This window comes from Pauljensenia hongkongensis, assembly GCF_001746855.1.
Taxonomy (GTDB): domain Bacteria; phylum Actinomycetota; class Actinomycetes; order Actinomycetales; family Actinomycetaceae; genus Pauljensenia; species Pauljensenia hongkongensis.
Genome location: NZ_CP017298.1, coordinates 1,160,580 through 1,170,921, shown reverse-complemented (window position 1 = coordinate 1,170,921; position 10,342 = coordinate 1,160,580). Strand labels below are relative to the sequence as shown.

Genomic DNA, 10,342 nt, shown 5'->3' with positions numbered 1-10,342 from the left:
CTGCCGAACGCCGCCTCCACATCAGCGGCCGTCACCGGACGAGAACCATAAACGTCAAAGCGCACAATATTCGACACCACGGTCCTCCTCGCTCATTGGTCCGCCCCTGCTTCGTAGTATTCGGGGTCGATGGTGGTGGTGAGGAGGGTGTCGATGGTGTCCCAGAAGTCGATGTCGAGTTCTGGGTCCGCCCGGGGGTGCCATAGGTCGGCGCGTCCGGGGCACTGGCCGGTGATGTCGAGGGTGACGATGTCTCCGCCGGGGCTGCGGTAGAACGGGTAGCAGCCCCTGGCGCGGTCCCGCAGCCCCTCGTCGTCGATGCCCAGACTGGTGAACTGCCCGGTGGAGAACTCGTTGACGTCCCCCACCTGGTAGATGCCGGTGGACGGCTGCGCGCACGAGACGAAACCGTCGTGGAAATGGCTGTACAAGGGCCAGATGTCCAGGACCAGGTCCCACACTGAGTGGATATTGCGCTCGTACCCGGCGTCGCGCTTGCGCGGCCATGAGGGGTACATGGCGTCGCCGCCGTAGTAGTAGAGGGTCTGGCCCGTGGAGTTGATCAGCGTGTAGATGAAGACGTACCGTTCCCCCCACTTCACGATTTGCGCGTCGTACCCGCAGCGTTCCAGCAGGTTCACAGCTTTGGGCATTGTCCCGCTCACGGCCAACCGCAGTTGGTCGGCAATGACCTTCCCGGTGACTTCGGAGGCGCCGAGGTGGGGACTGCTCCAAGGGCAATGCACGGGGGCGGGGTAGGGTAGGCGTTCCACGAAGCTCACCGTCCCCCCGTAGGACATGAGGCGGTTGAGCTCGTCCAGTTTCGCCTGCTCGGCCACCTGGCGCCTCCTGCGCCAGGGCAGAATGGCCATCAGCGGCCCCCTTCGTCGTTGCCCGTATCGACTTCGCTGGTCGTCGGTGGTTGCCGCGTGTGGTGGATCAGCGGGTAGTCGATCGGGTCCAGGTCATCCCCGAGCTGGGCGTCGAGCATTTGCCACAAGTCGATGTCGAACTTGAAGTCCCCTCCGGTGCTCCAGTAATCGACGCGCCCGGGGCACTTGCCGACCAGGTCCACGGTGAGCAGGGAGCCCGAAGTGTGGTGGTAGAAGATGTAGCAGCCCTTGGCCCGGTCGCACAGGGCGTCGTTGTCGCTCATGTCGAAGTCGGGGAAGTCGCCGCTGCGGAACTCGTTGACATCCATGAGTTCGTAGAGCTGTAAGCTTCCACCTGTGGAGTAGAGGAACCCGTCGTGGACGTTCTCGTAGAAGGACCGCAACTTGGGCGGGACCCGGTCCCACACCGCATGGACGTTGAAGTCGTACACCGACATGCACGAGGGCCAAGTCCTCTTGGGCTCGTCCTCGCCCGGCCATGTGGGCTGGTAGGGGTTTCCCGCGCAGTAGTAGGACATCCCTCCCTCGGGGTCAGTGAAGGTGTAGACCACCAGGTAGCGCTCGCCGTCCTCCCACATGGCCAGTTCGGCGTCCCGCCCGCACCGCCTGATGAAGTCCACAGTCTTGGGCAGCACATCCCCCACGTAGTGGTCCATCCGGTCCGCCATCACCCCCACCCGCTCAGCGGGGGACAGCGCGGGCAGGGCCCGCCACTCCTCCGGCAGAGGAGCCCCCGCGGGCGGGGCCTCCTCCACGAAACGCAAAGGCCCGTGCCCACGCGTGTGGGTGTTCAACTCCTCCAACTTCGTGAGCCCATGCCCCTTATTCCGCGAGAACAAGCCCATCAGACTCCTCCTGCCACTATCTGGTCGATCATGTACTGGATGCGTTGCTCCACAAAAGGTATGATCCACAGCATTTCCGCACCCCGGTCAGTCCCTACCCTGCCGGGGCCGGGTGCGGGCGGGCTCCCAGCCGCGCCCGAAGAGTCGCTTGCGGGGCAGGAACTGCTTGGGGAACCACCCCCGCGCACAGGCCTCCCGCACACAACCGGCGAAGGAGAGGCCTCGATGAGCGCGCTCGCGTCCCAACCGGGCACGGCCCCCTCGATGAACACCACAGGCCCGCGCTCATCCACATACCGCGCCACCCACTCATGCCCGAGAGAGGGAACACGACGCCGGCGCTTCAACCACGAGAAGAAGGCCATCAGCGGTCTCCTTTTCCGTGGGCGCGGGTGTGGTGTGTGGTCATCAGCTGTCCTGGGTGTTGTGGTGGGGGTCGATGGTGGTGGTGAGGAGGGTGTCGATGGTGTCCCAGAAGTCGATGTCGAGTTCTGGGTCCGCGTGGGGGTGCCATAGGTCGGCGCGTCCGGGGCACTGGCCGGTGATGTCGAGGGTGACGATGTCTCCGCTGGGGCTGCGGTAGAACGGGTAGCAGCCCTTGGCGCGCGCCCGCAGCCCCTCGTCGTCGATGCCCAAAGTGGTGAACTGCCCGGTGGAGAACTCGTTGATGTCCCCCACTTGGTAGATGCCGGTGGACGGCTGAGCGCACGAGACGAAGCCGTCCTGGAAGTTGCGGTAGAAGGGCCACACCTCCAGGGCGCGGGACCACACGGCCCGCACATTGCGCCCGTACCCCTCCTCACTGCTCATCGGCCACGACGGGCGCATGGGGTTGCCCCCGAAGTAGTGCACCGTCTCCCCCGCAGAGTTGACCAGCGTGTACACCACGACATAGCGGTCCCCCCACTTCACGATTTGAGCGTCGTGCCCGCAGCGCTCCAGAAGGTCGACGGTCCGGGGAAACTTGTCGCCCACGGTGTACCGCATCATACTTGAGACGCTCCTTCCGCCGATTGCGGAGGTGCTGCGGGCAATGCCCTCCCAGGGTGAAGGTATGAAGACGGAATAGGGCGGCCCCTCTACGAAGCTGACAGCGCCCCCGTAGGACATGAGGCGGTTGAGCTCGTCCAGTTTCGCCTGCTCGGCCAACTGGCGCCTCCTGCGCCAGGGCAGAATAGCCATCAGCGGTCTCCTCTTCCGCGGGCGGGAATGTCTGCGGGTTGTCGTGCGCTCATTGGTCATCCTTCAGGGCGGCGTAGTACTCGGGGTCCGCTGGTCCGGTGTAGAACTCGTCCAGGGCCTGCCACAAGTCGATGTCGAACTCGAAGGCCCCGCCGCTGCTCCAGTAATCCACGCGACCGGGGCACTTGCCGACCAGGTCGACGGTGAGCAAGGATCCGGAGGAACCGCAGAAGAAGGGGTAGCAGCCCTGGGCCCGGTCGCACAGGGCGTCGTTGTCGCTCATGTCGAATTCGGAAAAGTCCCCGCTGCGGAACTCGTTGACGGCCCTGAGCTCGTAGAAGCTGTCGGGCGCCCAGTTGCACCAGCACAGGCCGTCGTGGACGTTCTCATAGAAGGACCGCAATTTGGGCGGGACCCGGTCCCACACGGCCCGGACATTGAAGTCGTACACAGCGATACCGTACGAGGGGGCGATACGCCTGGGATCCTCCTCGTCGGGCCATGTGGGCTGGTAGGGGTTGCCCCCGTAATAGTCGAGGGTGGTGCCGGTGGAGTTGACCAGCGTGTACACCACGATGTACCGCTCCCCCCACAACGCCAGCTCCGCATCCCGCCCGCACCGCCTGATCAGGGCCACAGTCTCGGGCAGCACATCCCCCACAAAACGGTCCATCCGGTCCGCCATCACCCCCACCCGCTCAGCGGGCGACAAAGCGGGCAACGCCCGCCACTCCTCCGGCAAAGGAGCCCCCGCAGGCGGAGACTCCTCCACCAAACGCACCCGACCGTCCTGTGACATAGAACGGTTGAACCGCTCCAGCCTCGTCAATGGCCGCCTCTTCAACCGCGAGAACAACCCCATCAGAGTCCTCCTGCCACTATCTGGTCGATCATGTACTGGATCCTCGTCGCCAACAAGGGCTCCAAACGCTGCATCTGCGTCAAGAACAAGCGATCCGCGGGAAATTCGAAAACACCGTCACCCAGAGGGTTGTATCCAAGCCATTCTTCCACATACAAACTATTCTGGCGGGATCTATTCGCGCGCTTAGTGATCGCCTGGAGATTCTCCATCCAGTTCATCACCTCCTGCCGCTGGGGCCCGGTCAAACGGGAGTAGCCATCCATCTTCTCGATCCACCTCGCGGGCACGATGTGGTCCGCCTCAATGGTCAGGTTATCGGGGTTCCCCGGCAGCACCCGGTCGAGCCGTGGCCGGGGCTCGATGTCGTCCCAAGCTTTACTCAAGTCTTTCGGCGGCGTTTTCGGGCGGCGTGGGAATGGCTTGCCCTCCGTATAACGCGGTGGGGTGCCCTTGTACTGGAAGCGCACCCGCGCGTAGCGGGCCAGGTTCCGCACGCTGGCGATGACGTTGCGGAAATAGGCCCGCGCCATGCCCCGCACCCCGCCCAGGGCATTGTTTGGGAGCGCGCGGACACGGGCCAGGTCCTTGAAAGCCTCCCGCAGGTTCTCGAAGGTGCTGGCGATCCCCTTGCCTCCGAACGTCGCTGATATCAGGTTCCGCACCCGACTCAAGCCCGACAGTGAAATGATGTGCTTCGTCAGCAAGCGCATTCCACCGAATCCGATGCAGCCCAGGGCGGCGAATGCCACGGAGACGAGGGCCGCCAAGAACGTCTCATCACCGGACACGGCAAGTGCGATGTGCGCGATGGCCCCCACCACGCCAGCAATCGCTGACAGCGTGAGCAGAACGGCGGACAGCGCCTGCCCGATCAGGGGGATGAACGCCACCAACAATGCCAGGACACCCAGAATCTGCGCCACGAGATCGCAGATCGTGGCGATCCACGAGGCGACCTTGGACCCCCAGTCGTCCCACCACGAGTCCCCCAACCCGTCATCACCGGCCCCGTCAATGGCGTTCATCGCCTTGACCGCCGCGGCGTCGCGCTCGCCCATCGCGTTCAGGACCACCTGCCGCTGGGCCCGCACCCGCCCCCGCGCCACCTCCGCATCACCATCCGCCGCAGTAGCCGCCCGCTCATAACGCGCCCGGTCATCAGCCCCATCCCCCTGCCCGGGGCACTCCCCCGCGCTCTCGCGCATACGCCCTGCCCGGGCCACCGCCTCGTCCACGTCCTGCTGCGCCGACCTCGCCGCCACCAGAGCGTTCAACGAATCCGTCTGCGCCCGCTCCAACGCCCCCGCGTACTCCACCAGCGCATTACCAGCAGCCCGGTAACGCCCCTCAGCCACCTCCACCTTCGACAAGATGTCATCACGGGCCTCCAACAAGGCCTCCACCGACTCAGACCCCCGCGAACCCCCCGCATCCAAAGCCCGCAAAGAATCCGCGCACCTCCGGATCGCATCCGCAACCCCCACATAACCACTCCCGCCCGCGCGCACCACCACAGGATCCCCAGGAACCGGATCCGACTCGAACCCCACCACAGACCAATCAACCGGACGCACCACAACAACCCACCAACTCTCCCAACCAGACGAAGGCGCTCCCCCACACTAACCCCACCCACACCCAAAAGAAAGAGACGCACAACACCGCCAGACCGAAAGAAGACCAGCGGAGCCAGGCGCGCCCCCAGAGCCCAGTCCCGGCAGGAGCAGAGCGAAGCCCCGGCGGGACCAGAGCGAAGCCCCGGCGGGACCAGAGCCAAGCCCCGGCAGGACCGGCACCAAGCCATCGCAGGACCGGAGCCCAGTCCCGGCGGGAGCAGAGCCAAGCCCCGGCGGGACCAGAGCCCCTACGCGCCCGGCTGCTGCCCGGGCCGGGGGGCGGCCCCGCCGTAGGGCTGCGCGCTCCCGGCGTTCGGCTGCTGGCCGGGTTGGAAAGCGGCTCCGCCGTAGGGCTGCGCGCCGTCAGCGCCCGCCTGGGGCTGTTGCCCGGGCTGGAAAGCGGCCCCGCCGTAGGGCTGCGCGCCGTCAACGCCCGCCTGGGGCTGCTGCCCGGGCTGGGGGGCGCCCTGGGCCAGGGCGGCGTTGATCTGCTCGAACGCGGCGTTGATGATCTTCTTGTTGCGCCCCTCCTGCCCCAGGGTGGGCATGGGCCACAGCGACTGCGCCGTGATCTCGACGACGACCTGGCCCTGCTGGGGGACCAGGCCGATGGTGACGTTCACGCCCCAGGTGAAAGCGGTGGTCGGCGTGGAGTAGCAGATCATGCGCATATTGGGGTCCGCCATGTCGGGCGTGTACCCCAGTGCGTAAACGGCGGCGAAGGCGGCCAGGTACACCTGCTCGTAGGTGCCGGGGAAGTTCGCGGATAGGGTCGTTGTCCGTGCGAATAGTGCCATGGCCCCACTCTAGTCCCGCAGCGTGGCGGCCGGAAGGCCCGCTCCCGCGCGCGGGCCCGCCTGGGAGGGGGCCCTCCGGGCGCGCCGGGTCAGTCGGTGTCGCAGGCCACCGCCTCGGCGACCCGGCCCGGGCACGCCGGGTCAGTCTCCGGCGGGATCGGCCTCGTCGGAGAAGACCAGGGCGCTCCGGGCACGCCCGGTCAGTCGAAGACGGCGGCCACCAGGGGGTTGCGCGCGATGTAGGAGTCGAGGACGCGCCGCGCCGCGCGCACGGAGTCGACCAGGGGGTGCAGCGCCAGCGCCCGCCAGGCCAGGGACTCGTCACGGCGCCGCACGGCCTCGATGACCAGGTCCTCGCAGGCTTTCACTGATTGCACGAGGCCCAGCGGCGCCCCGGTGAGGGGGGCGACGGGGCGCGGGTGGATGCCGTCCCCGTCGACATCGCAGGGGACCTCGACGACCGCCTCGTCGGCCAGGGACGCGATGGCCGCGCTGCCCGAGTCCGCGTTGCCGACATCGAGGATCATGCGCGCGGGCTCCCCGGTGGACAGGGCGGTCATGAGGTCCAGGGCGACGCGCTGGTAGCCGCCGCCCGCGATGTCCTCCTCGCGGCGCCCGTCGCGCTCGTCCTCACTGCGCGCCTCCGCCATGTACGTCGCCTCCCGGCGGGCGTGGGCGGCCTCCCACAGCGCGCCCGCCCGGGCGGGGTCGGCGGCCACCGCCTCGTAGAACTCCCCCTGCTGGGCGTCGAGGAACTCCCCGCGGGTGCGCGAGCGGGCCACCCCCGCCAGCGCCTCCCGTTGGCAGTAGTAGTAGAAGAGGTACTCGTTGGGCACCGCGCCGATCGCCCGCAGCCAGTCGGCGCCGATGGTCCGCGCCTCCTCGAGGGCGTCGAGGCGGGCGTCGTCGGCCAGCAGACCGGGCAGCAGGTCCACTCCGTCGACTCTCAGGGAGCGCAGCCAACCGAGGTGGTTGAGGCCCACGTAGTCGAAGTCGGTGCCCGTGCCGTTCCGCTCGGCGGCGGAGGGGTCCAGTCCCAGCGCGGCGCAGGTGCGGCGCACCAGGGAGATGGGGGTGTCGCAGATGCCGACGACCCGGCGCCCCAGGACCGAGCGCATCGCCTGCGTGATGATGCCGGCGGGGTTCGTGAAGTTGATGACCCACGCCCCGGGCGCCGCGCGGCGGACGGCGCGGGCGAGGTCCAGCGCGGGCCCGAGGGTGCGCAGCGCGTAGGCGTATCCGCCGACGCCGACGGTCTCCTGGCCGAGCAGCCCCTCTTCCAGGGCGCAGCGCTCGTCGAGGACGCGTCCGCGGGTACCGCCGACCCGCATCGCCGAGAACACGAAGTCCGCGCCCGCCAGCGCCTCGTCGAGGTCCGTGTGGGAGCTGACCGCGGGGGAGCACGGGTAGTCCAGGGCGGTGAGGACCGCCTTCATCGCGCGCAGGCGGGAGGGGGCGGTGTCGTGGAGGGCGACGTGGTCGACGACCAACTGGGCGTGGGGGCCGTCGCCGGCGCGGGCGCGCGCGAGGACCTCGATGATCTGGGGGACGCGGAATCCGCCCCCGCCGACGATGGCGAGTTTCATAGGGCTCCGATCGGTGGTGGGCTTCCAATCCTAATGCGGGGCGCGCCTGCGCCCGTAGCCGACGAGGCCGACGGTGAGGGCGGGGGCCCACAGGAGCAGCATCGGGACGTAGGCTGCGACCAGGACGGCCACCTGCCAGTGGTTCATTCCGTCGGCCGGGGTCTGCCCCTCGGCCAGGCCCAGCCACACGGCGCCGAACCTGATCACCAGGGTGGCGTTGATGTAGTAGAGCAGGGCGTTGCCGATTCCGCCGACCACGAGGGGGAGGATCCGGGGGATCTCGCGCCCGCCGAGGCAGGGCACCCAGTGGGGCACCCGCTCGCCCCAGGGGTAGATGAGGCCGAGGCACAGGGCTCCCGCGAGGACCTGGACAGACTCGAGGCCCAGGACGTAGGCGGTGGCCGAGGCATTGGACCTGAAGAAGTCTGCCTGGGAGAAACCGAGGTCCACGCCGCACAGCATCGCGATTCTCCACACCACGGGCAGGAGGGCGCTGATGAAGGCCGTCCAGCAGGCGATGCGCGCCCAGCGCTGGGGAGGGCGCCCCGTGGTGGGGCCGCCTTCGATCCGAGAACTCATGTCCCTCATGCTAGAGGGGCTGTGTCCGCCGGTTCAAGGGCCGGGCGGCCACGCGGTCGCCGGACCGTGCGGACGGACGGGGCCTGCGGCGTTGACCCGCCGACCCGGCTCCGGGGCCGCTGCGGTTGCCGGACGGTGCGGACGGGCGGGGGCGGGCACCGCCCGCTTCCGCCCGTCCTGTCACTCCCAGCGGAAGAGGCGCGCCGCCGCGACGCCGCAGACGGCGCCGAAGACGACCAAGACCACTGCGGCTACCCAGTGCTGCCCCCATCCTTCGCCCGCCCACAGGCCCTGGGTGAGGTAGGTGAGCTGCGTCATCGGCGAGTACTTCGCGACGGAGAGCACCCCGGGGGGCAGTATCGCCAGGGGCACCGCCGCGCCGGAGGTGAAGATCAGCGGGTACATGAGGATGTTCCCCAGCCCCTGCGCGGCGCCCACGTTGCGGAAGCGCCCGGCGATCAGGTAGCCCGGCGCCAGGAACGCGGCGAGCCCCAGCATCGTCGCCACCAGGGCGGACACGAAGGCCCCGGCCGACGCGGGCCGCACCCCGAAGCCGAGGGCAGCGATGGCGTACATGGCCGTGAAGGACACCAGGCCCAGGACCATCCGGGAGACGACGTCGGCGGCCAGGTAGAGAGCGGGGTTGAGCGGGGTGGCGCGGAAGCGCCGCAGCACGCCCGCGCCGCGCTGGGCCACCAGGTCCACGGGGACGATGATGAGCGCCGTGATCGCGATGACGATGCCCGGGAAGGCGGTGAAGTTCGCCTCGAGGAACCCCTTGCCGCCGAACTCGGGCGCCGGGCTGTTGCCGAAGATGAGGCCCATGCAGGCGATGAAGGCGGGGGCGAAGAGGACCGCGAAGATGACGGTGACGGGTTCGCGGAGGGCGCGCATCGCGGTGACGCGGCACAGTTGGACGAAGGTGCGCATGGCTCATGCCTCCTGACGCATGTCGCGGCCGGTGAGGGCGAGGAACACGTCCTCCAGGCCGGGGGAGCTGGTGCGGATGTTGGACACGGTGGCGCCGGTGGCCTCGATGGCGGAGACGGCGGCCTGGGGGATCCCCGAGCCCGCCCACAGCATCGACACGGCGGTGCCGGCGACCGCCACGTCGCTGATGCCCTCGACGCCGTCGAGCGCGCTGGGCTGGATCGTGCGGGAGGTGCGCAGCTGGACCTTGGTCCCCTTCCCAAGGGATCCGATGAGGCCCGGGACCGTGTCGAGCGCGATGAGGCGCCCGTGGTCGATGACGGCGACGCGGTCGCACAGGGCCTCGGCCTCCTCCATGTAGTGGGTGGTCATGACCACTGTGGCGCCTCCCTGGCGGATGGAGCGCACCACGTCCCACATGGCCAGGCGCGCCTGCGGGTCGAGCGCCGTGGTGAGCTCGTCGAGGAAGACCACTTCGGGCTTGCCCAGCAGGGCGAGCGCGATGAAGACCCTCTGGCGCTGCCCGCCGGAGAGCTTGTCCACGTAGGAGCGCCCTTTGGAGGCGATGCCGAGCTCGTGGAGCAGGGCGGAGGGGTCGGCGGGGTCGGAGTACATGGACGCGAAGAGGGCCAATGCCTCGTCGACTGTGATCTTGGGCGGCAGGGCGGCGGTCTGCAGTTGGACGCCGATGCGCTCGCGCCACCGCTTGGTCGGGTGGGCCGGGTCCTCGCTGAGCACGTCGATATCGCCGCTGTCGGGCAGGCGCAGGCCCTCAAGGCATTCCATGAAGGTCGTCTTGCCCGCGCCGTTGGGGCCGATGATCCCGAAGATCTCGCCGTGGGAGACCTCCAGTGACACGCCGTCCACGGCGGTGAGGCTGCCGTAGCGCTTGGTGACATCCGCCGCGCGGATGGCTGGGCTGGTCATTTCTACTCCTGGTGGTGCGGTGGGGTGGGTGCTGGTGCTGGGTTCACGAGGCGGGGGCCGCGTCGGCGGGTCCGGTGCCCGTCGGGGGCGCGGCGTCCGGTCCCGGGGCGGGGGCCACGGCG

General features: G+C 68.7%; 10 protein-coding genes. All 10 read right to left on the bottom strand.

All coding sequences use genetic code 11. The annotated features are described in order from the left end of the window. Positions 1 to 92: 92 nt before the first annotated feature. The gene (locus BH719_RS04885; protein WP_009743649.1) at positions 93 to 872 is read right to left on the bottom strand and encodes a hypothetical protein; all 780 of its coding nucleotides are present in this window, start codon (positions 870 to 872) and stop codon (positions 93 to 95) included. After that, complete coding sequence (locus BH719_RS04880) at positions 872 to 1,738, bottom strand: hypothetical protein (RefSeq protein ID WP_009743648.1); 867 nt, start codon at positions 1,736 to 1,738, stop codon at positions 872 to 874. Before BH719_RS04880 ends, BH719_RS04885 begins: the two co-directional genes overlap by 1 nt. A gap of 408 nt (positions 1,739 to 2,146) precedes the next feature. After that, positions 2,147 to 2,920 (bottom strand): hypothetical protein, encoded by a 774-nt coding sequence (locus tag BH719_RS04875; protein WP_009743646.1) that lies wholly within the window; start codon positions 2,918 to 2,920, stop codon positions 2,147 to 2,149. Positions 2,921 to 2,969: 49 nt separating this feature from the next. Then, positions 2,970 to 3,593, bottom strand: a complete 624-nt coding sequence (locus tag BH719_RS04870) for a hypothetical protein (protein WP_245683256.1) — start codon at positions 3,591 to 3,593, stop codon at positions 2,970 to 2,972. 188 nt (positions 3,594 to 3,781) lie between these two features. Further along, the gene (locus BH719_RS04865; protein ID WP_157098191.1) at positions 3,782 to 5,176 is read right to left on the bottom strand and encodes an HNH endonuclease family protein; all 1,395 of its coding nucleotides are present in this window, start codon (positions 5,174 to 5,176) and stop codon (positions 3,782 to 3,784) included. Between the two features lie 473 nt (positions 5,177 to 5,649). Next, positions 5,650 to 6,198, bottom strand: coding sequence for a hypothetical protein (locus tag BH719_RS04860; RefSeq protein ID WP_009743644.1), 549 nt, complete (start codon positions 6,196 to 6,198; stop codon positions 5,650 to 5,652). 200 nt (positions 6,199 to 6,398) lie between these two features. Next, positions 6,399 to 7,784 (bottom strand): family 4 glycosyl hydrolase, encoded by a 1,386-nt coding sequence (locus tag BH719_RS04855; RefSeq protein ID WP_009743643.1) that lies wholly within the window; start codon positions 7,782 to 7,784, stop codon positions 6,399 to 6,401. Positions 7,785 to 7,814: 30 nt separating this feature from the next. After that, positions 7,815 to 8,363, bottom strand: a complete 549-nt coding sequence (locus tag BH719_RS04850; RefSeq protein ID WP_050790620.1) for a hypothetical protein — start codon at positions 8,361 to 8,363, stop codon at positions 7,815 to 7,817. A gap of 180 nt (positions 8,364 to 8,543) precedes the next feature. Further along, a complete protein-coding gene (locus tag BH719_RS04845) occupies positions 8,544 to 9,293 on the bottom strand; it encodes an ABC transporter permease (protein ID WP_009743641.1) in 750 nt (249 codons plus the stop codon). Between the two features lie 3 nt (positions 9,294 to 9,296). Further along, positions 9,297 to 10,220, bottom strand: a complete 924-nt coding sequence (locus tag BH719_RS04840; RefSeq protein ID WP_009743640.1) for an ABC transporter ATP-binding protein — start codon at positions 10,218 to 10,220, stop codon at positions 9,297 to 9,299. Between the last annotated feature and the right edge of the window lie 122 nt (positions 10,221 to 10,342).

What these genes read in the sequence shown, in the direction of transcription:
- BH719_RS04885 (WP_009743649.1), bottom strand. Translation starts at nt 872, where the DNA reads ATGGCCATTCTGCCCTGGCGCAGGAGGCGCCAGGTGGCCGAGCAGGCG.
- BH719_RS04880 (WP_009743648.1), bottom strand. Translation starts at nt 1,738, where the DNA reads ATGGGCTTGTTCTCGCGGAATAAGGGGCATGGGCTCACGAAGTTGGAG.
- BH719_RS04875 (WP_009743646.1), bottom strand. Translation starts at nt 2,920, where the DNA reads ATGGCTATTCTGCCCTGGCGCAGGAGGCGCCAGTTGGCCGAGCAGGCG.
- BH719_RS04870 (WP_245683256.1), bottom strand. Translation starts at nt 3,593, where the DNA reads ATGGACCGTTTTGTGGGGGATGTGCTGCCCGAGACTGTGGCCCTGATC.
- BH719_RS04860 (WP_009743644.1), bottom strand. Translation starts at nt 6,198, where the DNA reads ATGGCACTATTCGCACGGACAACGACCCTATCCGCGAACTTCCCCGGC.
- BH719_RS04855 (WP_009743643.1), bottom strand. Translation starts at nt 7,784, where the DNA reads ATGAAACTCGCCATCGTCGGCGGGGGCGGATTCCGCGTCCCCCAGATC.
- BH719_RS04850 (WP_050790620.1), bottom strand. Translation starts at nt 8,363, where the DNA reads ATGAGTTCTCGGATCGAAGGCGGCCCCACCACGGGGCGCCCTCCCCAG.
- BH719_RS04845 (WP_009743641.1), bottom strand. Translation starts at nt 9,293, where the DNA reads ATGCGCACCTTCGTCCAACTGTGCCGCGTCACCGCGATGCGCGCCCTC.
- BH719_RS04840 (WP_009743640.1), bottom strand. Translation starts at nt 10,220, where the DNA reads ATGACCAGCCCAGCCATCCGCGCGGCGGATGTCACCAAGCGCTACGGC.